The organism is Rhodobacter sp. NTK016B, from assembly GCF_017303295.1.
GTDB lineage: Bacteria > Pseudomonadota > Alphaproteobacteria > Rhodobacterales > Rhodobacteraceae > Pararhodobacter.
This window is the reverse complement of the sequence record NZ_JAFKOK010000015.1, coordinates 106,315-133,168: the sequence shown is the minus strand read 5'-3', so window position 1 is coordinate 133,168 and position 26,854 is coordinate 106,315. Positions and strand designations below refer to the sequence as shown.

General features: G+C 65.1%; 26 protein-coding genes. 7 read left to right on the top strand and 19 right to left on the bottom strand.

Translation table 11 applies throughout. From position 1 onward, the window contains the following. Positions 1 to 101: 101 nt before the first annotated feature. The 5 genes from gyrA to gluQRS all read left to right on the top strand — a co-directional run bounded on the left by gyrA (position 102) and on the right by gluQRS (position 5,779). Complete coding sequence (gene gyrA / locus JI664_RS19000) at positions 102 to 2,798, top strand: DNA gyrase subunit A (protein WP_349768746.1); 2,697 nt, start codon at positions 102 to 104, stop codon at positions 2,796 to 2,798. Between the two features lie 53 nt (positions 2,799 to 2,851). After that, the gene (locus JI664_RS18995; RefSeq protein ID WP_207015353.1) at positions 2,852 to 3,202 is read left to right on the top strand and encodes a DUF6614 family protein; all 351 of its coding nucleotides are present in this window, start codon (positions 2,852 to 2,854) and stop codon (positions 3,200 to 3,202) included. 50 nt (positions 3,203 to 3,252) lie between these two features. Beyond that, positions 3,253 to 3,495 carry a hypothetical protein gene (locus tag JI664_RS18990; RefSeq protein WP_207015352.1) on the top strand — a complete coding sequence of 81 codons (243 nt, stop codon included), beginning with the start codon at positions 3,253 to 3,255 and terminating at the stop codon, positions 3,493 to 3,495. 75 nt (positions 3,496 to 3,570) lie between these two features. Further along, a complete protein-coding gene (gene trmFO / locus JI664_RS18985; protein WP_207015351.1) occupies positions 3,571 to 4,929 on the top strand; it encodes a methylenetetrahydrofolate--tRNA-(uracil(54)-C(5))-methyltransferase (FADH(2)-oxidizing) TrmFO in 1,359 nt (452 codons plus the stop codon). A gap of 10 nt (positions 4,930 to 4,939) precedes the next feature. Beyond that, positions 4,940 to 5,779 (top strand): tRNA glutamyl-Q(34) synthetase GluQRS, encoded by an 840-nt coding sequence (gene gluQRS, locus JI664_RS18980; protein WP_207015350.1) that lies wholly within the window; start codon positions 4,940 to 4,942, stop codon positions 5,777 to 5,779. 192 nt (positions 5,780 to 5,971) lie between these two features. On the opposite strand, the gene hisI is transcribed toward gluQRS, so the two are convergent. Beyond that, entirely contained in the window at positions 5,972 to 6,331 is a 360-nt protein-coding gene (gene hisI / locus JI664_RS18975; protein WP_207015349.1) for a phosphoribosyl-AMP cyclohydrolase, read from the bottom strand. Positions 6,332 to 6,365: 34 nt separating this feature from the next. Here hisI and JI664_RS18970 point away from each other — a divergent pair, with 34 nt between their 5' ends. Then, positions 6,366 to 6,818 (top strand): iron-sulfur cluster assembly scaffold protein, encoded by a 453-nt coding sequence (locus JI664_RS18970; RefSeq protein ID WP_349768745.1) that lies wholly within the window; start codon positions 6,366 to 6,368, stop codon positions 6,816 to 6,818. 140 nt (positions 6,819 to 6,958) lie between these two features. Here the strand turns inward: JI664_RS18970 and JI664_RS24070 are convergent, their stop codons facing one another. The 5 genes from JI664_RS24070 to JI664_RS18950 form a co-directional block, all read right to left on the bottom strand. Continuing rightward, positions 6,959 to 7,087, bottom strand: a complete 129-nt coding sequence (locus JI664_RS24070; protein WP_286174177.1) for a hypothetical protein — start codon at positions 7,085 to 7,087, stop codon at positions 6,959 to 6,961. A 77-nt stretch (positions 7,088 to 7,164) separates the two neighbouring features. Beyond that, complete coding sequence (gene recG, locus JI664_RS18965) at positions 7,165 to 9,252, bottom strand: ATP-dependent DNA helicase RecG (protein WP_207015347.1); 2,088 nt, start codon at positions 9,250 to 9,252, stop codon at positions 7,165 to 7,167. Further along, positions 9,249 to 11,489 (bottom strand): NAD-dependent DNA ligase LigA, encoded by a 2,241-nt coding sequence (gene ligA, locus JI664_RS18960; RefSeq protein ID WP_207015346.1) that lies wholly within the window; start codon positions 11,487 to 11,489, stop codon positions 9,249 to 9,251. Before ligA ends, recG begins: the two co-directional genes overlap by 4 nt. A gap of 93 nt (positions 11,490 to 11,582) precedes the next feature. Beyond that, positions 11,583 to 12,296: a response regulator transcription factor CtrA gene (gene ctrA, locus JI664_RS18955; protein WP_207015345.1), complete on the bottom strand. Its 714-nt coding sequence runs from the start codon at positions 12,294 to 12,296 to the stop codon at positions 11,583 to 11,585. A 91-nt stretch (positions 12,297 to 12,387) separates the two neighbouring features. After that, positions 12,388 to 12,666 carry a DUF1153 domain-containing protein gene (locus tag JI664_RS18950; protein WP_207015378.1) on the bottom strand — a complete coding sequence of 93 codons (279 nt, stop codon included), beginning with the start codon at positions 12,664 to 12,666 and terminating at the stop codon, positions 12,388 to 12,390. A gap of 154 nt (positions 12,667 to 12,820) precedes the next feature. On the opposite strand from JI664_RS18950, the gene mnmA reads away from it, so the two are divergent. Next, the gene (gene mnmA, locus JI664_RS18945; RefSeq protein WP_207015344.1) at positions 12,821 to 13,960 is read left to right on the top strand and encodes a tRNA 2-thiouridine(34) synthase MnmA; all 1,140 of its coding nucleotides are present in this window, start codon (positions 12,821 to 12,823) and stop codon (positions 13,958 to 13,960) included. Positions 13,961 to 14,157: 197 nt separating this feature from the next. On the opposite strand, the gene lpxB is transcribed toward mnmA, so the two are convergent. The 13 genes from lpxB to pyrH form a co-directional block, all read right to left on the bottom strand. Then, positions 14,158 to 15,318: a lipid-A-disaccharide synthase gene (gene lpxB, locus JI664_RS18940; RefSeq protein ID WP_207015343.1), complete on the bottom strand. Its 1,161-nt coding sequence runs from the start codon at positions 15,316 to 15,318 to the stop codon at positions 14,158 to 14,160. After that, positions 15,315 to 16,118 (bottom strand): LpxI family protein, encoded by an 804-nt coding sequence (locus JI664_RS18935; protein WP_207015342.1) that lies wholly within the window; start codon positions 16,116 to 16,118, stop codon positions 15,315 to 15,317. The genes lpxB and JI664_RS18935 overlap by 4 nt, the downstream gene beginning before the upstream one ends. Continuing rightward, the gene (gene lpxA, locus JI664_RS18930) at positions 16,115 to 16,912 is read right to left on the bottom strand and encodes an acyl-ACP--UDP-N-acetylglucosamine O-acyltransferase (RefSeq protein WP_207015341.1); all 798 of its coding nucleotides are present in this window, start codon (positions 16,910 to 16,912) and stop codon (positions 16,115 to 16,117) included. The genes JI664_RS18935 and lpxA overlap by 4 nt, the downstream gene beginning before the upstream one ends. 4 nt (positions 16,913 to 16,916) lie before the next feature. Then, complete coding sequence (gene fabZ / locus JI664_RS18925) at positions 16,917 to 17,402, bottom strand: 3-hydroxyacyl-ACP dehydratase FabZ (protein ID WP_207015340.1); 486 nt, start codon at positions 17,400 to 17,402, stop codon at positions 16,917 to 16,919. 107 nt (positions 17,403 to 17,509) lie between these two features. Continuing rightward, a complete protein-coding gene (locus tag JI664_RS18920) occupies positions 17,510 to 18,190 on the bottom strand; it encodes an OmpH family outer membrane protein (protein ID WP_207015339.1) in 681 nt (226 codons plus the stop codon). Beyond that, complete coding sequence (gene bamA, locus JI664_RS18915; protein ID WP_286174176.1) at positions 18,190 to 20,523, bottom strand: outer membrane protein assembly factor BamA; 2,334 nt, start codon at positions 20,521 to 20,523, stop codon at positions 18,190 to 18,192. The genes JI664_RS18920 and bamA overlap by 1 nt, the downstream gene beginning before the upstream one ends. Positions 20,524 to 20,880: 357 nt before the next feature. Continuing rightward, positions 20,881 to 21,048: a hypothetical protein gene (locus JI664_RS18910; RefSeq protein WP_207015337.1), complete on the bottom strand. Its 168-nt coding sequence runs from the start codon at positions 21,046 to 21,048 to the stop codon at positions 20,881 to 20,883. A 126-nt stretch (positions 21,049 to 21,174) separates the two neighbouring features. Further along, a complete protein-coding gene (gene rseP, locus JI664_RS18905; protein ID WP_207015336.1) occupies positions 21,175 to 22,512 on the bottom strand; it encodes an RIP metalloprotease RseP in 1,338 nt (445 codons plus the stop codon). Between the two features lie 14 nt (positions 22,513 to 22,526). Further along, positions 22,527 to 23,699 (bottom strand): 1-deoxy-D-xylulose-5-phosphate reductoisomerase, encoded by a 1,173-nt coding sequence (gene dxr / locus JI664_RS18900; protein ID WP_207015335.1) that lies wholly within the window; start codon positions 23,697 to 23,699, stop codon positions 22,527 to 22,529. Then, positions 23,699 to 24,487, bottom strand: coding sequence for a phosphatidate cytidylyltransferase (locus JI664_RS18895; RefSeq protein WP_207015334.1), 789 nt, complete (start codon positions 24,485 to 24,487; stop codon positions 23,699 to 23,701). Before JI664_RS18895 ends, dxr begins: the two co-directional genes overlap by 1 nt. Next, a complete protein-coding gene (gene uppS / locus JI664_RS18890; RefSeq protein WP_207015333.1) occupies positions 24,484 to 25,200 on the bottom strand; it encodes a polyprenyl diphosphate synthase in 717 nt (238 codons plus the stop codon). The genes JI664_RS18895 and uppS overlap by 4 nt, the downstream gene beginning before the upstream one ends. A gap of 43 nt (positions 25,201 to 25,243) precedes the next feature. Beyond that, complete coding sequence (gene frr / locus JI664_RS18885; protein WP_207015332.1) at positions 25,244 to 25,807, bottom strand: ribosome recycling factor; 564 nt, start codon at positions 25,805 to 25,807, stop codon at positions 25,244 to 25,246. Between the two features lie 183 nt (positions 25,808 to 25,990). Next, complete coding sequence (gene pyrH / locus JI664_RS18880) at positions 25,991 to 26,713, bottom strand: UMP kinase (protein ID WP_207015331.1); 723 nt, start codon at positions 26,711 to 26,713, stop codon at positions 25,991 to 25,993. Positions 26,714 to 26,854: the final 141 nt, after the last annotated feature.

The following is a 26,854-nucleotide window of genomic DNA, read 5'->3' as shown; positions in this document are numbered from 1 at the left end:
GTTTGTCTGCCCCAAAGAGACGCCGCCATTGCACCTGCCAGTGGCGTTCGGCTATAAGGCGGACAACAAAATCTAGCGCGATACACGCCTGCGAGGTCCTTGTGAGCGACGACACGGAAATCCCTGACGAAGCCGAGAAAACCCCCGGTAGCCCCGGTGTCTCGATCGTACAGGAAATGCGCACGGCTTATCTCGATTACGCGATGAGCGTGATCGTCAGCCGGGCGATCCCGGATCTGCGGGACGGGCTGAAGCCCGTGCACCGCCGGATCCTGTTCGCGATGCACGAGACGAACAACACTTTCGACAAACCTTACCGCAAATCGGCGCGTCCGGTCGGCGACACGATGGGTAAGTACCACCCGCATGGCGACAGCGCGATCTATGACGCGCTGGTGCGGATGGCGCAGGATTTCTCGATGTCGCTGCCGCTCTTGGATGGGCAGGGCAATTTCGGCTCGATGGACGGCGATAAAGCCGCGGCCATGCGCTATACCGAAGTGCGCATGGACAAGCCGGCGAACTTTCTCCTGGCCGATATCGACAAAGATACCGTCGATTTTCAGGACAACTACGACGGCAAGGACGAAGAACCGACGGTTCTGCCCGCGCGCTTTCCCAACATGCTGGTCAATGGTGCGGGCGGTATCGCCGTCGGCATGGCGACCAACATTCCGCCGCACAATCTGGGCGAGGTGATCGACGCCACCAAGGCGCTGATCGAGAACCCGGATCTGACCTCGGAAGACCTGATGCAATACGTCCCGGCCCCGGATTTCCCGACGGGCGGGCTGATCATGGGGCGTTCCGGCGCGCGCAAGGCCTATCTCGAAGGGCGAGGCTCGGTGCTGATCCGGGCAAAGACGCATATCGAAGAGCCGCGCAAGGACCGCTACGCGATCGTCGTCGACGAGGTCCCCTATCAGGTCAACAAGGCCATGATGGTCGAGAAGATCGCCGATTGCGTCCGCGAGAAGCGGATCGAGGGCATCAGCCATGTCGCCGACGAATCCGACCGGACCGGCGTGCGCGTGGTGATCGAACTCAAGCGCGACGCGACGCCCGACGTGGTGCTCAACCAGCTTTACCGCTTCACCACGATGCAGGTGAGCTTCGGCTGTAACATGCTGGCGCTGAATGGCGGTCGCCCCGAACAGCTGACGCTGCGCGATTTCCTGCAGCATTTCGTGACCTTCCGCGAGGAAGTCGTCACGCGCCGCACGGCGTTCGAGCTGAACAAGGCGCGCGAGCGCAGCCATATTCTGTGCGGCCTGGCCGTCGCTGTGTCGAACGTGGACGAGGTCGTCGCGACGATCCGCTCGTCGCTGGACCCCGCCGATGCGCGCGAAAAGCTGATGACGCGCCGCTGGCCGGCCGAGGAAATCGCCGCTTACATCCGCCTGATCGACGACCCCAGCCACACGATGAACGACGACGGGACCTATAACCTGTCCGAAGCGCAGGCGCGCGCCATCCTCGAATTGCGGCTGCAGCGCCTGACGCAGATCGGCGTCAAGGAAGTCACCGACGAGCTGGAAGAGCTGGCGGCGAAGATCAAGGATTACCTCGACATCCTGCGCTCGCGCTCGCGGATCATGGCGATCATCAATGCCGAGCTGGACGAGGTGCGCGAGATGTTCGCGGTGCCGCGCCGGACCGAGATCGTCGACTGGGCCGGGGATCTGGACGACGAGGCGCTGATCGAGCGCGAGGACATGGTCGTGACCATCACCTCGGGCGGCTACGTCAAGCGCACCCCGCTGGCCGAGTTCCGCTCGCAGAATCGCGGCGGCAAGGGGCTGGCGGGCGGCGCGCTCAAAGACGACGACGTGGTGACGACGCTGTTCGTGGCGAATACGCACACGAACCTGCTGTTCTTCACCACCGACGGCATGGTCTACAAACTGAAATGCTGGCGCCTGCCGATGGGCGGTCGCGCGGCACGCGGCAAGGCCATCGTCAACATCCTGCCGATCCCGCAGGGCGTCTCGATCGCGGCGATCATGCCGGTCGACAAGCCCGAGGACGAATGGGAAAACCTGCAGATCGTCTTCGCCACCTCGCAAGGCGATGTGCGCCGCAACGCGCTGTCGGATTTCACCAATGTGATGCGCAACGGCAAGATCGCGATGAAACTGCCCGAGGATGTGTGCCTTGTGAATGCGCGCATCGCGGACGAGGATGACGACATCATGCTGGTCACGCGGCTGGGTCGCGCGATCCGCTTCCCGACGACCGATGTGCGCGTCTTCAAGGGCCGCGATTCGACCGGCGTGCGCGGCATCCGGCTGGCCGAGGGCGACGCGGTCGTCTCGATGGCAGTGGTCCGACACTTCGAAGCCACGCCCGAGGAACGCGCCGCCTATCTCAAGCAGCGCCGCCTGATGGCCGGTGCGCCCGAAGAGGCCGAGGGTGACGAGGACGATGCCGTCGAGGCCGGCCAGCTGTCGACCGAACGCTATGCCGAGATGTCCGCGATCGAGGATCTGATCCTGACCGTGACCTCCGGCGGGGCGGGCAAGCTGTCCTCGTCGCACGATTATCCGGTGCGCGGGCGCGGCGGTCAGGGCGTGATGGCGATGGACAAGGCGATGCGCGGCGGTGAGCTGGTCGTGGCCTTCCCGGTCGATCCCAGCGACCAGATCATGCTCGCCACCTCGACCGGCCAGTCGATCCGCACGCCGGTGGATCAGGTGAGCTTCCGCTCGCGTTCGGCCGGGGGCGTGCGCGTCTTCAAGACGGCTCCGGGCGAGCATGTCGTCTCCGTCGCCCGCGTGGTGGAAACCGACGAAGAGTAAGCCTTTCTTCACCTGAAGATGCTTGCATGGCCGGGTCTCACAAGGGCCCGGCCATGAACATTTACCACTGTATGATCGATCTCAAACCGACCGCGAAGGCGCTGACCTTCGCCCATGCGCTGGACCAGTGGTTGTCGCTGCTGCAGCGCGAAGGGCGGATCATCGGCTGGCGCCTGATGCGCATCAAGTTACGGCTGGGCGGCGACGATTGCGCCGATTTCCTGTTGGAGATCGAGGTCGAAGATCTGGCGATGCTGGATTCCGCCTTTCGCTATCTCGGCCGCGCGAATGAAGAAGCGGTGGAGCTTTATGAACAGATGCGCCAGCATATCAATCACGTCGATACCGGGCTCTACCGCCCCTATCCCGATCCCGAACGCGTGGAACGGCTGAGCCTGCTCTAGTCGGAACTTCATAGCGCGTTGTGCGTTGAAACATGGAAAGGAGAATTTCCATGACCGCACCGCATACCAATGTCGAACGCGAAGCCAAGCGTCACAGCCCCGCGCTGATGGGGATTTCAATTGCCGTGGCGCTGGCTGTTCTTGCGGCCATCGTCTTCGCCTTCTGGCCCAATCCCGACGACGCCACGCCGAGCGCGTCCACCATCGAACAGACCGGAACGCAGGCGGGCGGGATCGACTCCACCGCCACAGACCCGGCGGGCACGACCCAGACGGCGCCTGCGACCGAGTAAACCGATCCGACACGAACACGAAGGGGGCGCCACGCCCCCTTTCCTTTGTGCCCTTCCGTCGCTATCTGACCGGGCATGACACAGGAACTTCACATCGTCGGCGGCGGCATGGCCGGGTCCGAAGCAGCGTGGCAGGCAGCACAGGCGGGGATCCCCGTCGTGCTGCACGAAATGCGTCCCGAAACCGGCACTTTCGCCCACCAGACCGGCAATTTCGCCGAGATGGTCTGCTCGAACTCTTTCCGGTCGGACGATGACGAGCGCAACGCTGTGGGCCTTTTGCATTGGGAAATGCGCGCAGCGGGCGGGTTGCTGATGGACATGGCCGACCGCCATTCGCTGCCGGCCGGTGGCGCGCTGGCCGTCGACCGCGAAGCCTTTGCCCAGGCCGTCACCGAACGCCTGCGCGCGCACCCGCTGATCCGCGTCGAACCCGGCGAGATCGCGCAGCTTCCGACCGATGGCCATTGGATCTTCGCGACCGGACCGTTGACGTCCGACGCCTTGGCGCAGGCGATCCGCGCCGAGACGGGGACCGAGTCGCTCGCCTTCTTCGACGCGATCGCCCCGATCGTGCATTTCGACACCGTCGATCTGAGCAAGGCGTGGTTCCAGTCGCGCTATGACAAGGGCGATACCGAGGAAGAGCGAAAAGCCTATCTCAACTGCCCGATGACCAAGGATCAATACGAGGCCTTCATCGACGCGCTTCTCGCCGCCGACAAGGCCGAGTTCCGCGAGGGCGAGACCGCCGGTTACTTCGACGGCTGCCTGCCGATCGAGGTCATGGCCGAACGCGGGCGCGAAACCCTGCGCCACGGCCCGATGAAGCCCGTGGGCCTGACCAATGCCAACGATCCCGCCAATAAGCCCTATGCTGTGGTCCAGTTGCGGCGTGATAACGCTTTGGGAACGCTCTATAATATCGTGGGCTTCCAGACCAAGATGAAATACGGCGCGCAGGTCGAGGTCTTTCGCATGATCCCCGGGCTGCAGGAGGCGGGCTTCGCGCGGCTGGGCGGCATTCATCGCAACACCTTCCTGAACTCGCCCACCCTACTGGACGAACAGATGCGCCTGCGCTCGCGTCCCAACCTGCGCTTCGCCGGTCAGGTGACAGGGGTCGAGGGTTATGTCGAAAGCGCCGCGATGGGTCTGATCGCCGGACGTCTCGCCGCGGCCGAAATCCAGGGCCGGGTCCTGTCGCCCCCACCGCGCGTCACCGCGATGGGCGCGTTGATCGCCCATATCACCGGCGATGCGGATGCAAAGACCTTCCAGCCGATGAACGTGAATTTCGGCCTGTTTCCCCCCATCGACATGAAGGGCGGTCGCCGCGGACGCAAGGATCGCTACAAGGGCTATACCGACCGCGCGAAAGAGGCATTCTCGGACTGGGTCGCCTCGGCTACGCTGGCGGATATTCCGGGCTGAGGGCGCGGGCGTGATCACCCGCTTCGCCCCCTCGCCCACCGGCCCGCTGCATCTGGGCCATGCCTTTTCCGCCCTGACCGCCGATGCGCTCGCCCGCGCCGCTGGCGGTCGTTTCCTTTTGCGGATCGAGGATATCGATACCGCCCGCGCGAAACCGGCCTTCGAGACGCAGATCTATGACGACCTGCATTGGCTGGGCCTGTCCTGGCCCGAGCCGGTGATGCGTCAATCCCAGCGGCGCGACGCCTACGACACGGCCGTCGCTCGGCTCGAGGCGATGGGCGTGACCTATCGCTGCACCTGCACGCGCGGCGATATCCGCGCGGCCCTCGCCGCGCCGCAGGAGGGCGCCCCGGTGATTGGCCCCGATGGCCCCGTTTATCCCGGCACCTGCCGCCATGCCGGCCACACGGATCCGGGCGCGGCGATCCGCCTCGACATGGCGCGCGCCGTCGCGTTGACCGGCCCGGTAAGCTTCAGCGAAACGGGCCCGCTTCATCCCGGCCAGCACGATTACGCACCCGACTGGCTTCGCGCGCGGGTGGGCGACGTGGTCTTGGCCCGGCGCGATATCGGCACGTCCTATCATCTCGCCGTCTGCGTCGACGATGCGGCGCAGGACATCACGCTGGTGACCCGGGGCGCGGATCTATTCGAAGCCACTGCGATCCACGTTGTGTTGCAGCGGCTTCTGGCCTTTCCAGTCCCGGCCTTCCATCATCACCGCCTAATTCGCGACGAAGAGGGCAAGCGGCTGGCCAAACGCGACGATTCCCGCGCCATCGCCCTCTATCGCGCCGAGGGTGCGACGCCAGACGATATCCGCCGAATGGTGGGCCTCGGCGCATAACCGAATGCCCGCGCCGGCGCCTCACGCCTGTCGTTGCCCATTCCGACCCGCTGGATCTGGTCCGGGACCAGTCCGCCCGCGCGCTTCACGGCGGCTCAGTTATACCCATCACCGGACGCGCCGTTGAAACCCGCCTCCGCCGTGCAGGGTCCACTGACCTTCGGCCCCCGGAATGTACCGCACTCACAAAGCTCAGCTTTCCGGCTGCATCAACTCGACAGGCTTGCCATCCCGAATCGCAGTATAGAAGCAGCTCCGCCGGTTGGTATGGCACGCCGGCCCCGTCTGATCGACCAGCACCAGCAGGCAATCACTGTCGCAATCGACCCGCAGATCCACAAGGCGCTGCACATGGCCCGAGGTCTCGCCCTTGACCCAGAATGCCTGCCGCGAGCGTGACCAATAGGTAACCTTCCCGCTCTGCAAGGTCCGGGTAACGGCCTCGGCATTCATCCAGGCCATCATCAGCACGTCGCCATTCGCGTGATCCTGCGCGATGACCGGTATGAGACCATTGTCGTCAAAGCGCAGGGATTGCGGATCGAGGGGCATGGCTTATATCCTTTGCTCAACAGGAGCGCATGAAGTGTCTGAATCCTCCGATCTGATCAAGCTGTATTCGAACAGGATTCTCGGTCTCGCAGCCGAGATCCCGCATCTTGGGCGGCTGGACGACCCTCAGGCGAGCGTGAAGAAACGGTCTCCTCTGTGTGGATCGACGGTTACGGTCGATCTGGACATGACGGACGGCCGCGTCAGCCGCTTCGCGCAAGAGGTCAAGGCCTGCGCGCTTGGACAGGCTTCGGCCGCGGTTCTGGGCGATGCCGTGATGGGCCGCAGCGCAGCAGAGCTTGCGGCCACGGCGCGCGACCTGGAAGCCATGCTGAAAAAGGACGGTCCCGTTCCCGCCGCGCCTTTCGACGGATACGAGGCCCTGATTCCCGCCCGCGAATTCAAGAATCGCCACGCCTCGATTCTTCTTTCAGTGCAGGCCGCTGCCGAGGCCGCCGCCGAAGCGGACCGCACCACGCAAGCCTGACGCTTATTTCCTAAGAAAAGCTAAAAAAAAGCCGCCGCGTGGAAACGCGGCGGCAAGTGGCGTGTCTGGATGGGTCGGGGCACCGGGACAGGCGGGCCGCGCCAGACCGCTGGGCAGAAAAAGCGGTGAAAAGAGAGCGGTCAGCCCAAAAGGGGCAGGTGAAGCGCCGCGTAGAACAGCACGAACAGCGCCACCACCCCGACGGCATCCGAGGCCATCGCGAAACGCTCATCACGGGGGGCAGAGATCTGACGAAGAAGGTGTCGCACGGCGTATCTCCCTTTTGTTAGCTATTTGTTCTCATTTTCGCGCGATCATTGCAAGAACTTTTGAGAACAAAAGGGGATTATCCGATTCGCATCAGCCGTATGGCCTTGTCCTGCTCCATCAACCACAACAGCATCCGCGCCGCCTGACCGCGCGGCGAGATCAGCTCGGGATCGTCCGCCATGAGCTTGCGCGCATCACTCTGCGCGGTCTGCATCAGCCCCGCCTGTCGCTCCAGATCCGCCATCCTGAAGCGGGGCAGACCCGATTGCGCGGTGCCGATCACATCGCCGGCACCGCGGATCGCCAGATCCTCGTCGCTGATGCGGAAACCGTCATCGGTGTCGCGCATCAGTTTCAGCCGCCGCGACGCGGTTTCACCCAGCGGCGGATCGTAGAGCAGAAGGCAGGTCGATGCCCCTGCCCCACGTCCGACGCGACCGCGAAGCTGGTGCAATTGCGCGAGGCCGAAACTCTCAGCGCGTTCGATCACCATGATCGTTGCGCTGGGTACATTGACGCCCACCTCGATCACCGTAGTAGCGACGAGGATCCGCGTCTCGCCCGAGACGAAACGCTCCATGGCAAGGTCTTTGTCGGCCGGGGCCAGCTGACCATGGACCAGCCCCACGACATCGCCCAGCTTTGCGCGCAGATCCTCGAAACGGGCCTGCGCGGCGGTCAGGTTGACGGTTTCGCTTTCCTCGACCAGCGGACAGACCCAATAGGCCTGCCGTCCTTCAGCAATGGCGCGGCCAAGATGCGCGATCACTTCATCGAGCCGATCGGTAGAGGCAAGCGAAGTTACCACGGGCATGCGCCCCGGCGGTTTTTCATCGAGCAGCGACAGGTCCATGTCGCCATATTGCGTGAGCGCAAGCGAGCGCGGGATCGGCGTTGCAGTCATCACAAGGATATCCACCGCCACGCCCTTTTCACCCAATGCCATCCGCTGCGCGACACCGAAGCGATGCTGTTCGTCAATCACCGCCAGACGCAGATCGCGGAACGTGACATCGCGCTGGAACAGGGCATGCGTGCCGATCAGGATATCGGTGCGGCCCTCTGCCAGGTCTTCGAGCTTGCGTGCGCGCTCGCGCCCCTTGTCGCGGCCGGTCAGCAAAGCGATCATGACGCCCGCTTCTTGCGCAAGCGGGGCCAGGGCCTCGACATGCTGGCGCGCGAGGATTTCGGTCGGCGCCATCAGCGCAGCCTGCCCTCCGGCTTCGACCGCAGTCAAAAGCGCCGCCATCGCCACCAGCGTCTTGCCGGCGCCGACATCGCCCTGCAGCAAGCGGGTCATCTTGCGCGGGGACGCCATGTCCACAGCGATTTCGCCGATGGCACGGTTTTGAGCACCGGTCGGCGCATAGGGCAGAGCGGCCAGCACTTTGCCAACGAGCCGGCCGTCGCCCTTGGTCCCCACGCCCGGCGCCTTGCGCTGCCGCGAGCGTGCAATGGCCAGCGTTAACTGATGCGCGAACAATTCATCATAGGCCAGCCGCTCGCGCGCCGGGGCCCCCGGCATGATGTCGGCCAATGCTTGCGGTGCATGCGCGTCAGTCATCGCGGCGTGCCAGTCCGGCCAGCCCCGCTGCGCTTTAAGCGTCGGATCGATCCATTCGGCAAGCGTCGGCAACCGCGAAAGCGCGCTTCGCATCGCCTTTTGCACCTGCCGCTGCGACAGGCCCGCGACCAAGGGATAAACCGGCTCCCATTCCGGCAGCGTGTCGGCCTCGTCCGGACGCAAGACGTGGTCGGGGTGGACGATCTGGAAGACGCCGTCGAAGCTTTCGACCCGTCCGGAAACGATCCGCCGCTCACCGACGGGTAGCAGCTTTTGCAGATAGTCTCCGCGCGCGTGGAAGAAAACGAGCTGAAACTCCTGTTCGGCATCGGTGACGACGACGCGGTACGGGCGCCCACGCTGCCGAGGGGGCACATGCGCGCTGATCTCGACCTCGACCGTCACGGTCAGCGGCGGGGTCAGGCCGCGCAGCGTCGGGCGCAGGCGGCGATCAATGCCGGAATGCGGCAGGACGAACAATAGATCGCGCGGCGTCTCGACACCCAAACCCTTGTAAAGTTTCGATGTCTTAGGCCCAACTCCATCGAGCCCTTCCAGACTCGCGAACAGGGGAAACAGGATCTCGGGCCGCCCCGTCATTCGCCGATCAGCGCCAGCCAGGCATCTTCGTCGATCACCTCGACGCCCAATGACGTCGCCTTGTCAGCTTTCGACCCGGCCCCCTCGCCCGCGATCAATAGGTCGGTCTTGGCCGAGACCGAGCCCGCGACCTTCGCGCCGAGGGATTCGGCGCGCGCCTTGGCCTCGGCCCGGGTCATCCGGGTAAGGGTACCGGTGAACACCAATGTCTTGCCCGCAACCGGGCTGTCGTTGGCCTGCGCTTCGGGCGGCACTATCTCGGTCAGTTCGGCGATCAGCCGGTCGACCGAAGCGCGTTCGCGCGGCTGGTTCAGCGTCGTCACCAGCGAGGTCGCCAGAACAGCCCCCACGCCATCGACGCCGATCAGGTCTTCCCATGCCGACCGAGCGCCGTCGGGCAAGGGCGGATCGTCCCAGACCGCGTCGCGCGTTTTCTTCAGTTCCGCGCGTCGGCCTTCATCGGCAGCGCGCGCGCGTTCCGCGACCTCGGCCTCTTCGGCGGCGACCGCGCGCGAGGCGGCGGGCGCGGCCGCGTCGACTGCGGCGATCAACGCATCCCAGCTGCCATAATGGCGCGCGAGATCCGAGGCAGCCACTTCCCCCAGATGTCGGATCCCGAGGCTGAACAACAGGCGCGACAGAGCGATCTGCCGCCGCTGGTCAATCGCGTCGAAGAGCTTTTCGACCGACCGGGCGCCGAAGCCATCGCGGTTCTTCAGTTTCGCCAGATTGCCATCGTCGCGTTGCCGAAGGGTAAAGATATCCGCCGGCTCACGCACCGGCAGCAGGTCATCGCCGAAGAACAGCTCCACCTGTTTGGCGCCCAGCCCATCGATGTCGAAAGCGTTCCGGCTGACGAAATGCTTCAGCTTTTCAACCGCCTGCGCCGGACAGATCAGGCCACCGGTGCAGCGGTGGGTGGAATCGCCGGGCTCGCGTACCGCATCCGATCCGCATTCGGGGCAACTATGGGGAAAGTGGTAGCGCTCGGCATCGCCGGGGCGACGGGCGAGGTCGATATCGGCGATTTTCGGGATGACGTCGCCGGCGCGATAGACCTGCACCCAGTCGCCGACCCGAATATCGCGGCCGTCACGGATCGGGTCGCCATGCGAATCGCGGCCGGCAATGTAATCTTCGTTATGCAGCGTCGCGTTCGAGACCAGAACACCGCCGACATTGACCGGGGCAAGCCGCGCGACCGGGCTGAGCGCGCCGGTGCGGCCAACCTGGATGTCGATGGCTTCAAGCCGGGTCCAGGCCATTTCAGCAGGGAATTTATGCGCGATAGCCCAGCGGGGTGTGGTCGCCCGAAAGCCGAGCCGCCCCTGCAGCGCAAGGTCATCCACCTTGTAGACCACGCCGTCGATATCGTAGCCCAGATCCGGGCGCTCGGTTTCGATATGGCGATAGTGATCGAGCATCTCGGTCGGGCCGTTGCAAAGCCGGGTCAGCGGATTGACACGGAAGCCCAGCGTTTCGAGCCGCTCGATCGAGCCCATCTGCGTCTTCGCCAGCGGTGACGACAGCACGCCCCAAGCATAGGCGAAGAATTTCAGCGGCCGGGCGCGGGTGACCTCGGCGTCGAGCTGGCGCAAGGATCCGGCGGCGGCATTGCGTGGATTGGCGAAGGTGCGCGGGCCCGTCGCGTTGAGCGTCGCGAAATCGGCATGGCTCATATAGACCTCGCCGCGCACTTCGAGGATGTCCGGCGCGTCGATCAGAGTCTGCGGAATGTCGTCGATGGTGCGGGCATTGGCGGTGACGTCCTCGCCGGTTTCCCCGTCGCCGCGCGTGGCGGCGTAAACCAGTTTTCCCTGCGCGTAGCGCAGCGACAGCGAAAGGCCGTCGATTTTCGGCTCGGCCGTGTAGGCCAATGGCGCGTCGTTAGCGAGGTTGAGATAGCGGCGCACGCGGGCGTCGAAGGCAGTGACATCCTCATCCGCGAAGGCATTGGCAAGCGAGAGCATACGCTGCTCATGGCGGATCTTGGCGAAGCCGTCAGAGGGAGCGGCGCCGACGCGTTCGGACGGGCTGTCAGCGCGTTTCAGCTCGGGAAAGCGCGATTCGAGGGCTGCGTTGCGACGCTTGAGGGCGTCGTACTCGGCGTCCGTCAGCTCGGGCGCATCCTTCTGGTGATAAGCCGCATCGGCCTGCGCCAGAAGATCGGCAAGACGTTCAAGTTCCTGCCTGGCTTCAGTTTCGGACAGTTCTTCGACCGGACGCTCTTGCGGCATCGCCCACTCCTGTTGCGTAGCCCCGTGATACGGCGCCGCTTGAGGATTTTCCAGTCGCGATGCGCGGGTTGGCCGCCCCGTGGATCGGGGCTGTTACGCGCTGGCGGCCTGATGCGCGCGCGCCGCCCCGGCCACCGGGTCACGCAGCACATAACCGCGGCCCCAAACGGTTTCGATATAGTTCTCGCCCCCGGTCGCTTCTGCGAGCTTCTTGCGCAATTTGCAGATGAACACGTCGATGATCTTCAGCTCGGGTTCGTCCATGCCGCCGTAGAGATGGTTGAGGAACATCTCCTTGGTCAGCGTGGTGCCCTTTCGCAGGCTCAGAAGTTCGAGCATCTGATACTCCTTGCCGGTCAGATGCACCGATTTGCCATCCACCTCGACCGTCTTGGCATCGAGATTGACCGATATCCTGCCGGTATGGATGATCGCCTGCGCGTGTCCCTTGCTGCGGCGGATAATGGCCTGAATACGTGCCACGAGTTCATCGCGGTGGAAGGGCTTGGTCATGTAATCATCCGCCCCCTGCCCGAAGCCCTTGAGCTTGGCATCGGTGCTTTCCTCGCCCGTCAGGATCAGAATCGGGGTGCTGACTCGGGCCAGACGGATCTGGCGCAACACTTCGAGCCCCGCCATGTCCGGCAGATTGAGGTCGAGCAGGATCAGATCGTAATCGTAGAGCTTGCCGAGTTCGATCGCTTCTTCACCAAGATCGGTACAATATACGTTGAAATTGGCGTGGCCGAGCATCAGCTCGATGCTGCGTGATGTCGTTGGATCGTCTTCTACAAGCAGAATTCGCATGGCTCGGCCTCCACTATTAATTCATGAAACTAACCATCACCCGAAATCGTTAACGCGCAGTTACCCTTACTGCTGAGGATGACCTTTACATCTAAATTTGTCGATATTTTTGCAAAGCAGTCACTTTCAGCGCGTCGACCCCATGCGTGGCAACGGCGTTCGACCAGCCGTCGAACTCTTCTTCCGACAGGCTGTAGCGATCGAGCGCCTCTTCACGGGCGATGAGGCCGTGCAGCACGGCCTTCACCACGATAGCCTTCCGGCTGGCAACCCAGCGCCGTGTGCTGGCAGGCGGCAGGTCTGCGCGGCTGATCACGCTGCCGTCGGGCAGTGTCACCGCGCGCGGTCCGTCGATCTTCTTCAAGAACATAGGCATCACCCCTTTCCTTCATCCCGCCCGAAGGGTGGCAAGTCAGGCTTAAGGAGCTGTTGATCAGAACCCGGCTCAGGCCTTGAGAGTGTGCAGCATTTTACTATATGTCGCGCGAACGCCCTCAAACCCTCCGCAACCGATCGGGATCAGCATGGCACGCGACATTGGCGTGAACTCACTGGGATTTGCCAAACCGCCCTCGGAAACCCGCGTGGTCGTCGCCATGTCGGGGGGGGTCGACAGCTCGGTCGTGGCGGCGGAACTGGCCGCCGAAGGTTATGACGTCATCGGCGTGACGCTGCAGCTTTACGATCACGGCGCGGCACTCGCCAAGAAGGGCGCCTGCTGCGCCGGGCGCGACATCCATGATGCGCGCCGGGTGGCCGAGACGCTGGGCTTCCCGCATTACGTGCTGGATTACGAGAACACCTTCCGCGACGCGGTGATCGAGGAATTCGCCGACAGCTATCTGGGCGGCGCCACCCCCGTGCCCTGCATCCGCTGCAACGAGCGGGTGAAGTTCCGCGACCTGCTGGAAACCGCGCGCGATCTCGACGCCGATTGCATGGCGACGGGCCATTATATCCAGCGCCGTCAGGGCGACGCGCGCGCCGAGCTGCATATGGCCGCCGATCCCGCGCGCGATCAATCCTATTTCCTGTTCTCGACGACGCAGGAACAGCTCGATTACCTGCGCTTCCCGCTGGGACATCTGGCCTCGAAGGCCGAGACGCGCGCGCTGGCTGCGAAACACGGGCTGGGCGTGGCCGACAAACCCGACAGTCAGGATATCTGCTTCGTGCCCAATGGCGACTATGCTGCGGTGATCGAAAAGCTGCGCCCCGGCGCAGCCGATCCCGGCGAGATCGTCGATATCGAGGGGCGGGTGCTGGGCCAGCACCGGGGGGTGATCCATTACACGATCGGCCAGCGCCGCGGGCTGGGCATCGGAGGCCTGAGCGATCCGCTCTACGTGGTGCGGCTGGACGCGGACAACAAGCGCGTGGTCGTCGGCCCGAAAGAGGCGCTGTCCACCCGGCTGGTCCCGGTGCGCGAGATCAACTGGCTGGGCGACACGCCCTTTGACAGCGCGGCGGAATGGCCGGTGCGGGTTCGGATCCGTTCGACCAAGCAGCCGAGCGAAGCGATCATCCGCCCGACCGGCCCCACCAGTGCCGAGGTCGAGCTGTTGACGCCCGAAGACGGTGTGTCACCCGGACAGGCCTGCGTGTTCTACGCGCCCGAGGGCAGCCGGGTGATGGGCGGCGGTTGGATCTGGCGCGGATACTGAACGTCGCGCAGGCGGAAGGCCCGGAACAGGGGGCTGTCTGCCCCCTCTTGGCCTGCGGCCAATTCACCCCCAAGGATACTTTTGGATCAAAGATGCGCGTAAGGCTTTGTTACCCTAGCATCTTTGATCTTCAAATATCCTCGGGGGGATCCAAGGGGGGCAGACAGCCCCCCTTGGCCACGCTCAGCCAGAAACGCTCAGGCCGGAAGGGCGCAGGCCGTTAGCACCGATTGCGCGGCGCGCAGCCCGGGGGGCGGGCCCTCGCGCCCGAGCCGGCTCATCGTCAGATGCATCGCCTCGAGCTGCGCTGCGCGCGCGGCGGGGTCGGTAAGAAGGCCCTGCAGCGCGGGCGCGATCCGGTCGGGCCGGCAATCCGGGCCGAGGAATTCGGGCACAGCGCGGCTTTCCGAGACCAGATTGACCAGCGTCACCGTGTCGATGCGCAGCATCCGGGTGATGATCGCGCTCGTCAGTGCATTCATGCGGTACGCGATCACCATCGGCGTGGAGGCCGCTGCGAGTTCAAGCGAGACGGTCCCCGAGGCCGCGAGCGCCGCATCGGCGGCGCGGAAGGCCGCGCGCTTGATATCGGGCGGCGTGCTGGCAGCGTCGAGGATCACCGGCGCGCCGGGCCATGCGTGGCTCAGCGCGCGGACTTGTTCGGCGCGTGCCGGCACGGTGGGGATCACGACCCGCAGTCCCGGCACCGAAAGCCGGGCGAGCGTGTCGGAAAAGACCGGGCCCAGCCGCTCGATCTCGCCCCGCCGCGAGCCGGGCAGCGCAAGCAAGAGCGGCGCGTCGGGCGCAATGTCATGGGCGGCGCGAAACGCCTGTGCCTCGGCCACCGAAGCGACGGGCTCGGCGGCGATCGGATGCCCCACGAAATCGCAGGTCATGCCCGCCGCTTCCATATAGGGCGGCTCAAAGGGCAGAAGCGCCAGCACATGATCGACATGACGTGCCATTTTCGCCGCGCGTCCCGGCCGCCACGCCCAGACCGAGGGGGCGACATAGTGGATCGTCTTCAGCCCCGGCGCCTTGGCGCGGGCCAGAGCGAGGACGCGCAGGCAGAAATCCGGGCTGTCGATTGTAATAACCGCATCGGGCGCCTCGGCGGCGATGGCGTCGGCGGTTTCGCGAATCCGGCGCTTGAGGTGAAAATACTTGGGCAGGATCTCGGCCAGCCCCATGACCGAAAGGTCATCCATGGGAAAGAGGCTGGAGAGGCCCTGCGCCTCCATCTGCGGTCCGCCGATGCCGGTAAAGCGGGTGTCGGGTGCCAGCGTCTTCAGCCCCGCCATAAGCGCGCCGCCGAGCGCGTCGCCCGAGGGTTCGCCGGCGATGACGAAGAGCTTCACGCGGCCCCCCAGAGCGCGATATCGGCGGCCTCGGCCCGCGCAAGCACATCCTCGCGGTCAAGGACGATGACATGCCCGGTCTGCAGCGCGATGGCGCTGAGCCCGGCCTGTTGCGCGGCGTCTATCGTGGCCGGGCCGATGGTCGGCAGATCAACGCGCAGATCCTGCCCCGCCTTGGCGCGTTTGACGAAAGTCCCGCCGTTATGCGGCGCGCGGTCTGGGCGGTGGCGCGCGACATCGGCGAGCATCGCGTCGGTACCATAGAGCGTTTCCAGCCCGATGGCCTGTCCTTCGCAGATCACGCAGCCCTGCCCCACATCGACCGGCGCGAGCGCGGCAAGGATCGCCGCCCCGCGTGTGGCGTCGGCGATCTCGGCCTCGGTAGGGGCGCGCGCGGTGGCGGGGCCGTCGGCGATCAGCAGGTCAGGCGCAATTTGGGGCACGCCCGCGACGTTCAGATCGAACTCTTCCATCAGCGCGATGACCCAGCGCAGTGCGCCGTCATCGCCCGACTGGATCGCCCGTAGCAGATCAGGGACAAGCTGCGCCGTGTCCCGGTCGAACAACGCGGGGTCGAGGCGCGGACGCTCGATGGCGCCCGCCATGACGACGGTCTCGATCCCCCGGTCGCCCAGATCGCGCAGAAAGGGGACCAGCCGCTCGAAATGGAAGCTCTGGCCTATCGTGAGGCCGGCGGTCGCGACACCGGCGGGCGCACAGATCAGCGCTTCGGGCAGCGCGCGCGCCAGCGTGGCGGGCAGACGCCCTGCCCCGGCGATGATGGCCGTGCGGGGGCTCATTTCGGCGTCAGGAACGAGCGGTCCGTGGCGCCAAGGATGAAATCCGTGATCTCGCGCACATGGCGGCTTTCGGTTTCATCGGACAGGCGCCGCGCGCGGTCGAGGAAGGTCCCTTCGCCCTGTGCCAGCATCTGATATGCGGCGCGCAGGGCGGTAATCTCGGTGCGCTCGACACCCTTGCGCTTGAGGCCCACGAGGTTGAGCCCGTCCAGCTCGCCGCGCGGAGCCTGCACAAGACCGTAGGGCATGACATCGTTGGTCACCATGGTTACCGCACCGATGATCGCGCCCTTGCCGATGCGGACCCATTGATGCACGCCCGACAGGCCGCCGATGATCACGTCGTCGCCGATATGACAATGGCCCGCGACGGCCACCTGATTGACCAAAATCACGCGGTCGCCGACCTGAGCGTCATGGCCGACATGGGCGCCGGTCATCAGCAGACAATCGTCGCCCACGCGGGTCACGCCGCCACCGCCCTCGGTGCCGGTATTCAGCGTGGCGCCCTCGCGGATGCGGGTGCGCTTGCCGATCACGAGGCGTGAGCGTTCGCCCTTGTACTTCAGGTCCTGCGGGATTTCACCGACGCTGGCGAAGGGAAAGATCACCGACTCGTCGCCGATCTCGGTCCAGCCGGTGATGACGGCGTGCGACTTGACCACGACGCCGCGCGCCAGCGTCACCTCGGCGCCAATCACGGCGAAGGGGCCGATCTGGCATTCGGGGCCGATAACCGCGCCCTCTTCGACCACGGCCGAGGGGTGGACCTGCGCTGTCGGGTCGATACCCATGGCCTCAGCCCTTCTGGCTCAGGTCGATCATGGCCATGAATTCAGCCTCGGCCGCCATCTCGCCATTGACGGTGGCGCGGCCTTCCATCTTCCAGATCTTTGTCGAGCCGCGCAGCACCTTGACGCTGAGTTCCAAAACGTCACCCGGCACCACCTTGCGGCGGAACTTGGCCTTGTCGATGGACATGAAATAAACGAGCGGGTTCTTGTCGACGAGATCAAGCGACAGGCCAATCAGCACGCCCGAGGTCTGGGCCATCGCTTCGATGATCGTCACGCCGGGCATGATCGGCGCGCCGGGAAAATGGCCCTGAAAATGCGGCTCGTTGAAGGTCACGTTCTTGATGCCGACCGCGCCCTTGTTCACTTCGATGTCGCGCACCTTGTCGATCAGCAGGAACGGATAGCGATGCGGAATGATCCGCGTGATCAGCGACAGGTCGGCGGTGGTCGTGGTGGACCAATCGCGGCTTTCGACGGGCTCGGACATCGTGCAACTCCGCAGGAAATACGTAACCGGCGCCTTGGCCGGGTCCGCCAGACCTAGCAACTCCGCCAATCGGCGACAAGGGAAAGTCCCGTTGCCGCCGCCGGCGCTCAGTCGGCCGGAGCGATGGGAACGATCGGGCTGTCGGCGGGCGTTTCGGCAGGCGGTCCGTCCGGTTCCCGCGGCTGGGTTTCCAGCGGTGCCTCGGGCGCGTCGTCATCAATCCCGGTGCCGGATGCATCGAGCAGCGCGATCGCATCATCGGTGACGTCCAGCATGTCCGAGCCAAGGATCAGCGTATCGGGCTTCAGCAGTGCCAGAATGCCGCGTTCGTTCATCATCTGCACCAGCACCGGCAGCGCCGCGTCGAAAAAGCGCTGCGCCTCGCCTTCCGACCAGCGGGCCAGCGCTTGACTGGCCCGCGCGCGCTCGGACCGGATGCTTTCGACCCGCGCGTCGAACTCATCGGCGCGGGCGCGGAATTCCTCGGGCGTCAGGCTGGCACGGGCGTCGGTGAGCGCACGCTCTTCGGTGGCGAGCTGGTCGAAATATTGCTGGTTCTCGGCCTCGAGCTCGGCCTCGGCGGCGCGGATGCCGTCAAGGATTTCCTGCCCCAGCTCGGATTCTCGCAACAGGCGATCCTGATCGAGAATCCGGTAGGGCACGGGCGAGACACCCTGCGGCAGCCGCGCGCCGAGGCTGTCGGACGCGCCCCCCGCAGTCTGCGCAGCGACGCAAACGGGGGCGCAAAGAAGCGCCCCCGCAAGCAGGATCGTTGAGAGCCGGACCATCAGAACCGGGTGGCGACGGTCAGGTCGAAGCGGCGCTCGCGGTCATAATCCTCGATCATGATCGGCACCGCGAAGTTGAAGCGCAGCGGACCCAGCGGCGAGGACCAGAACAGCGACACACCGGCGGCGGCACGCAAAGCGGCCTCGTCGATGACGCAGTTCTGCGTCACACCCGGTGCGCACAGGGTGCCCGGATTGTCGATGCCCCAGATCGAGCCGACATCAAGGAACGCGCCGCCATGCAGGTTGTACTCCTGCGGCAGACCCAGCGGGAACTCGGCCTCGAAACGGGCAACGGCGAAGAAGTTGCCGCCCAGACCGTTCCGGGTACCGCCACCGGTGGGGCCACCCATGTTGGAATAGCCGACCGGACCGATCCCGTACGAGCTGAAGCCGCGGAACTGCTCGGACGAGAGGACGAAACGCTCGTTGATCCGGCTCGCGCCCGAGCCGTGAACGATGGCACCGGCTTCGAATTCGACGCGCAGCGTGACATCGCCGTTCATGATGTCCTGCTCGTAGCCCGCCATCATCGTGCTGCGCAGCCAGTTGCGGTCAACGCCCGCCAGATCCTGGCTGAAGCGAAACACGAAGCCCCGATCCGGGTCGATGCCGGTGTCGCGGGTATCGAAGCTGTAGGTATAGCCGATCGACGCGGTCGTCGCCGAGCCACGGTCCCGCAGGATGCGCGGTGCGGTCTGGCGACGCGGCGACGCGGGCGTCAGCGAATAGCGGCTGATCGAGGTGCGCACGCTGAGTTCCCCGTACTCGCTGACCGGGAAGGTGAGCGAGGGCGAGAATTGCGCCACTTCGGTACTGAAGAACGCCGTGTCGCTGGCCGTCGAGGACGATACGCCCAGATCGAGCCCCAGCGCGACGTTCCGGCCAAGGAACGCGGGCTCGGTGAAGGACAAAGCGACGCTTTGCGCGCTTTCCACCGTCGACAGCGTCACGTTCAGGCGCTGACCACGACCGAGGAAGTTGTTCTCGTTATAGCTGATATTGCCGCCGACGCCGTCATCGGCGCCGTAGCTCAGACCGAAGCCCAGCGAGCCGGTCGTAGCTTCTTCGACGCGCACATCGACCACGGCCTGATCGGGGGTCGACCCGCCGACCGGGTTGACCTGCACATCCGAGAAGAAACCGGTGCGCTGGATCCGCGCCGCTGCTTCACGCAGTTCGCGCGGGTTGAGCGGATCGCCCTCGGCCACGTCGAACTGGCGACGGATCACTCGGTCTTCGGTGGTCGCGTTGCCCTGAATGTCGATACGCTCGATGAAGACGCGCTCGCCCCGGATGAGCGTCAGCTCGACATCGATCGTGCCCGCACGCTCGTTGCGCACCAGTGTCGGCTCGGCGCGCACGAAGCGCTCGCCCGACTGGTAGCCCACGCGCTCGGCCTGCTGGATCAGGTTTTCAAGCAGCGTCGGCGTGAACAGGCTGCCGGGACGCTCGACCAGACCGGCCTGATAGGGCGCGGCATCGATGCCCGAAATCTGCGACGTCACCGAAACATTGCCCAGACGGTATTGCTGACCCTCACGGATGGTGAAGGTGACATAGGCGCCATCGCGCTCGGCATTGAGCTCGGTGATGCCCGACAGCACCTGCACGTCAAGGAAGCCGCGCGACAGGTAGAAGTCGTGCAGCGCCTGACGGTCGCGAGCGACGCGTTGTTCGTTGTAGTTGTCGACACGGAACAGGGTCGACAGACGGCCAGCCTGCGCGGTTTCGATCGCGTTGCGCAGACGGCGTTCGCTATAGCTGCGGTTGCCGACGAACGAGACGCGCTCGACCTCGACCACGGCGCCTTCCTGCACTTCGAAAACCAGATCGACGCGGCCGCCCTGACGTTCGATGATCACCGGGTTCACACGGGCCGACAGACGACCGGCATTGGCATAGGCCTCGGCGATTGCGTTGGCGTCGGCCTCGGCGGTGGCGGGCGAATAGACGCCGCCCGACCGCGACGTGATCGTGGCGCTGAGTTCGTCATCGTCGAGACGGCGGTTGCCTTCGATCGAGACGCGGTTGATCAGCGGGTATTCCTGAACCGTGATCACAAGGCGATTGCCCTGCGGCACGAAATCCACCTCTCGGAAGAAGCCGGTCGCTGCAACGCGCTGATACGCGGCGTTGAGATCGGCGGCGCTGAGGTTCCGGCCCCGAAGGATTCGCGCATACGAGATGACCTGGTCATCGTCGATCAGCGAGTTGCCCTGCACGTCAATCGACGAGAAGCTGTAGCTCTGAGCCCCGGCGCCCGAAACGGCGCTGATGGAAATAGCTGAAGAAAAAAGAAATACTGCTGCAAGTCCCCGCAGAGGTTTCATAACCCCCCCGAGAGCGCGCGCATGCATATCCACGTGCGAGATGCGCATCCCAAAGCCCCGTGTTTTACCGCCGTTTGTTTTGACTCTTGCTAGCGACGCGGACGTGGAATGTCAAAGCGTTGCGTGCACCCCTGCCCGTTTTCGCATCATGTGGGGATTCATTGCACCGGATTAGCCCGCTGCAGGCCGGAAACCGGGGGCCCGGCCCGGACGGATCACGGCAGAGGGCAGGGGTTGTCCCCTGCCCCGCATGCAACCGGCCCGTGCGATTCGCGAAAGGCCGGAACCCTCACGGTCCGGCCATCCAGCTAGCGTCTTCAGGGGGGCGGTGCCGCGCTTATCGGCCGCCGGGGCGCGTCAGTAGCCGAGCAGGTGCAGCTCTTGGATGCTGTGGGTCATCAGCGCGTCGATGGCCTTTTCCGCCAGCAGCAGCCCGCCAATCGTCGCCAGCGCGAACCACACGCGGTCCGAGGACAGGGTGTACAGGTTGCGAAGGCCTTTCGCGGCGGGAAGGACGTAATTCATGGCAGGCTCCCATCGTCTGAGAGCGTCTGGTTGCCGGAAAAATGTGGCAAGACCGAGGCATCCGCAGGGCGCCTTGGCGGCAAGGTTTCCCCTGCCGAACCAATACCTTACGAACCACAGAATTGTTCAGCAGAACAGGTCATTTCCGAGCGCGAAGAGCATCAAAGCGCCCAGCAGGACCAGCCCGGTCGTCATCAGCGCCCCCATCACCCGCTCGCTGGGCGGGCGCCCGCGCACGGCCTCGTAGGCGTGGAACACCAGATGGCCGCCATCGAGGATCGGAATCGGGAACAGGTTCAACAGCCCCACCGCCGTCGAAAGGACGGCAATGAACCACACGAAACTCGCCAGCCCGTCCGACGCCATCTCGCCCGACGTGGTCGCGATGCCGACCGGGCCCGACAGGTTGCAGGTGCTGATCGCGCCGGTGATCATGTGCCACAGGCCCGAAATCGAGTTCGAGATGATGTCGCCGATCTGGCCCACCGCCATCGGCACCGCCTCGGTCACGCCGACCGGGCGTGTCGGATGCTCGAAGAACGTGCCACTGGTCAGGCCGATCAGCCAGCGGGTTTCGTAACCGCCATCCGGCAGCGGCAGGTCTGTGCGGCGCGGGGTCAGCGCGACCTCGGCTTCGGACCCGCCCGTATCATCCGCGCGCCAATAGGTCAGATCGACGGGCGCGCCCTGCGCGTCGGCCACCAGCGGCGGCAATTGCGAGAAGGCATAAACCGGCGCGCCATCCACGCTGAGGATCACGTCGCCGGTCTGCAACTGGGCGTCGCGGGCAGCAGAGTTGAGCGCGATGCTCGCCGCGCGGGCGGGCAGCGGATGCGGGCCTTCGACGCTCATCACCTGCCCGTCGCGCTCGACCGTGTAGGTCACGCTGGGGGCGGGTTCGATCTCGGCCGCGACGTTGTAGAAATCCGACAATGCGGGTGTTTCCTGCCCGTCGACGGCGGTGATCAGATCGCCCTCGCGCAGCTCGACCACGCCGGGCATCGGATAAATCGGCCCGACGCGCGGCATGTCGGCAGGAAGACCCTGCACGGCCAGAAAACCCGCGAAGACGACGATGGAGAAAAGGAAATTGAAGGCCGGACCGGCAAAGATCGTCGCCGCCCGCGCCCAGAGCGGCGCACCATGCATGGTGTGACGGCGCTCGGCGGCGTCGAGATGGCTCATCACCTCGTCATCGGCCCCCGCCGAGGCGGCATTGGCATCGCCCAGAAACTTGACGTAGCCGCCAAAGGGCAAGGCGGCGATCTGCCACTGCGTGCCGCGCTTGTCGGTGCGCTTCAGCAGCACCGGACCGAAACCGACAGAGAAGACCTCGGCATGGATGCCCGACCAGCGGCCAACGATGTAATGGCCGTATTCGTGCACCGTGACGATGATCGACAACGCCACGACGAAGGCGCCGAGGGTAAAGAACAGATTGCCGAATTCGGGCAGCATCCCCATGGGTCTTCCTTTGATCAGGCGCGGTGGCGGGTGGCGGCAGCCTCGCCCGCAAGGTCGCGCGCCATGGTATCGATCGCCAGAACCTCGTCCAGCGTCCGCGGTGTCGCAGCGATATCGGCCCGCGCGGCAAAGGTGGCCAGCGTATCCTCAACGACCGAGGCCATATCAAGAAAACCGATATTGCGGGCAATGAAATGATCGAGAGCGACCTCTTTGGCGGCGTTGAACACGCAGCCCGAGGCGCCGCCCGTCTCCATCACCTTCCAGGCCAGCGCCAGCGCCGGGTAGCGGTTGAGATCGGGCGCCGCGAAATCCAGCCGCCCAGCGGCGGCAAGGTCGAGCCGCTGGATCGGCAGCGCATCGCGCTGCGGCCAGTTCAGCGCGTAACCGATCGGGTGGCGCATGTCGGGCGCGCCGAGATGCGCCATGACGGCGCCGTCGTTGAAGGCGACAAGCGCATGAACCAGCGATTGCGGGTGGATCAGCACCTTTACCTGATCGGGCGCGAGGCCGAAGAACTCATGCGCCTCGATCACCTCCATCGCCTTGTTGAACATCGACGCCGAATCGATGGTGATGCGCTGGCCCATATCCCAGTTGGGATGTTTGCCCGCCTCGTCCGGGGTGGCATGGGCCAGCTTTTCCAGCGGCCAGTCGCGCAAGCCCCCACCCGAGGCGGTCAGCGTCACGGTCTCGACCTGTGCGATATCCTCGCCGGCAAGCGCCTGGAACACCGCCGAATGCTCGCTGTCGACGGGAAGGATCGTGGCACCGTGGCTGCGCGCCTCGGCCAGCAGCAGCGGGCCCGCGGTGACAAGCGATTCCTTGTTCGCCAGCGCCAGCGTGCGGCCTTGCGACAAGGCCGCGAAACCGGGCGCAAGCCCCGCCGCGCCGACGATCGCCGACATCACCCAGTCGGCCGGGCGATGCGCAGCCTCGACCACGGCATGGCTGCCCGCCGCGACCTCGATCCCGGTGCCCTCCAGCGCGTCTTTCAGCGGCTGATAGCATTCATCGAACGCGGTCACGGCCAGCGCCGCGTTATGCGCCCGGGCCTGTTCGGCGAGCCGCCGGACATTGCGCCCGCCCGTCAGCGCCACGACCTCGATATCGTCGCGCCGCGCGAGAAGATCGAGCGTGCTTTCCCCGACCGAGCCGGTGGACCCGAAAACCGCAACCCGCCGCATCAGCCCTGCGCCCCCGAGAAAGCCCCGAAATAGGCAAGGATCAGCGCCAGCGCCGAGACCGCGATCATCGCGTCGAAACGGTCCAGCACGCCGCCATGACCGGGGATCAGGTTCGAGCTGTCCTTGACGCCGACATGCCGCTTGATCGCGCTTTCAGCAATGTCCCCCAGCTGCCCCGCGAAGGCCAGAAGTGCCGAGATCGGGATCAGGCCCCATGACAGGTTGAAGGTCGACATGAAGCCCACCCCCACCAGCCCGGCCAGAACCCAGCCCGCAACGGTGCCCGACCAGGTTTTCTTGGGGCTGAAGCGCGGCCAGAATTTCTGCCCGCCAAAGACCCGCCCCGCGAAATAGCCCGCGACATCCGAGGCGATCACGATCAGCACGATCCACAGCACGAAAAGCAGCCCGTAGCTGCCGCGAAACACGATCAGCGAATGCGCGGCCCACAGGATCAGCGTGAAGTACAGACCGAAGATCAGCTTGTCGCGCGGCATGCGCCACGCCATGACGGCGGCGCCCAATGCCATGCCGGCCAGTGCGATCCAGCCCGATTGATAGAAGGTAAAGACCGTGACCAGCAGCACCGCGACCACGCCGGTGGCACCGCCCCGCCCTTCGGGCGCGTCGGGGTCGAGCATGCGGTGAAGCTCCCACCCCATCAGGCCCGCAAGCACCAGCGCCAGCGCGCCGAAAGCCAGTCCGCCCAGCCAGATCGCGCCAAGGCCGACAACGGCCATGACAAGCGCCGACGCCAGCCGCGTGCGCAGATCGGAAAAGCTGCTCATTTCTTCACACCGCCGTAGCGGCGGTCGCGGCCGCTGAAGCGGCTCAGGATCTCGGCCAGCACCTCGGGGGTGAAATCGGGCCACAGAACGGGGCTGAATTCGTATTCGGCATAGGCCGCCTGCCACAGCAGGAAGTTCGACACCCGCGTCTCGCCCGAGGTCCGGATCACCAGATCGGGGGCCGGGACATGCGCGGTATCGAGCGCGCCATCGAGCGTCGCCTCGTCGATATCCTCGGGCTGCAGATCACCCGCCGCGACCCGTTCGGCCAGCCCGCGCGCGGCGCGTACCAGCTCGTCACGGCCGCCGTAATTGATGGCGATGGTAAAGGTCAGCCGCGTATTGTTGGCGGTGCGCGTCTCGATCCAGGCCATCAGCTCTTGCAGCTTGGGATCGAGCCGTGTGCGGTCGCCGATAAAGCACATCCGCACGTTTTCCTTCGACAGCGCCTCGGCCTCGCGCTGGATGTAGCGCGCAAAGAGCTTCATCAGCCCCAGCACTTCCTCGGTCGACCGCTTCCAGTTCTCAGTCGAGAAGGCATAAACGGTCAGATACCGGATCCCCAGATCCGACGACGCCCGCACGATGGCCTTGACCCGCTCGGCGCCCTTGCGGTGCCCGACGAGTCGCGGCCATCCCTTGTTCGTCGCCCAACGGCCATTGCCGTCCATGATGATGGCGACGTGACGCGGCGTGCCAGACTCCTCAGGCATGTTCTCTCCGAAATAAGTGTCAGGACTCGCGCACAGGATGAATTCAGACCTGCATGATCTCTTCTTGCTTGGTCTCGAGCGCTTTGTCGATCATCGCGATATGCTTGTCGGTCAGTTCCTGCACTTCCGATTCCCAGAGCTTCTGGTCATCCTCGCCCATTCCGGCCGCCTTGGCCTTCTTGATCTGGTCCATCCCGTCGCGGCGCACATTGCGCACGGCGACACGGGCATGCTCGGCATACGAGCCGGCGACCTTGGTCAGTTCGCGGCGGCGTTCCTCGTTCAGTTCGGGGATCGGCAGCATGATGATCGTGCCGTTGAGCTGCGGGTTGATGCCCAGCCCGGATTCGCGGATCGCCTTTTCGACCTTGCCGACCATCGCCTTGTCCCAGACGTTGATCGTGACCATGCGCGGCTCGGGCACGTTGACGGTGCCCAGTTGGTTGATCGGGGTCATCTGGCCATAGGCTTCGACCTGCACCGGCTCCAGCATCGAGCCCGAGGCCCGGCCGGTACGCAGCGACGCGAATTCGGTGCGCAGCGAAGCAAGCGCGCCGTCCATGCGGCGGCTGAGGTCATCGATATCGATGTCGATCTCGTCGGACATACGCGGAAATCTCCGTCAGGCTCTGATCCACTGGCACGCGTTTTAGGGCGTCCGTGGGATTTTGTATACTGTGGGTTTTCTACCGCCGCCGGGCGCGGAAGGGAACCGCTGTTCGGGCGAGCGGGCGCATCCCCGCACGCGGCGCCGCCCGAGCGACGCCACGTGCGGGCCGATGCCGGCGTCTTAGCTGCCGACGCGGGTATAGGTGCCCTCACCCGCGAGGATCGAGCGGAAGCCGCCCGGCGCATCCAGCGAGAAGACGATGATCGGCAGCTTGTTGTCGCGCGCGAGTGCAATCGCGGTCGCATCCATCACGCCGAGATTCTTTTCCAGCGCCTCGTCATAGCTGACGGTATCGTAGCGCTTGGCGTCCGCGAACTTGTTGGGATCCTTGTCGTAGACGCCGTCAACCTTGGTGCCCTTGAACACTGCCTCGCAGCCCATTTCGCTGGCGCGCAGGGTCGCGGCGGTGTCGGTGGTGAAATACGGGTTGCCGGTGCCCGCCGCGAAGATGCAGACGCGCTTTTTCTCAAGGTGCCGGACGGCGCGGCGGCGAATATAGGGCTCGCAGACCTGATCCATCGGGATCGCGCTGATGACGCGGGTATGGATCCCCAGCGCTTCAAGCTGCGACTGCATGCCGAGCGCGTTCATCACCGTGGCCAGCATCCCCATGTAATCAGCGGTCGTGCGCTCCATCCCCTGCGCCGAGCCGGCAAGCCCCCGGAAGATGTTGCCGCCACCGATCACCATGCAGATCTCGGCGCCCATGTCGTGAACGGCCTTCACCTCTTGCGCGATGCGCGCCACGGTCGGCGGATGCAGACCGTAGCCCTGATCGCCCATCAGGGCTTCGCCCGAAATCTTGAGCATGACGCGGCGATAAGCGGAGGGGGTACGGTCCATGGTGGCCTTTCCTTGGCGCGCGCGGCCATCCCAGAGGCGAGGCCGACAAAGGGACCTTGAAGCGGGGGGCGGGCGTGCGGCAATCGGGTGGTTTCTTTCGCGCGCAAAATGTCGGAAAACCCCGACAGGATCAACGCCTAG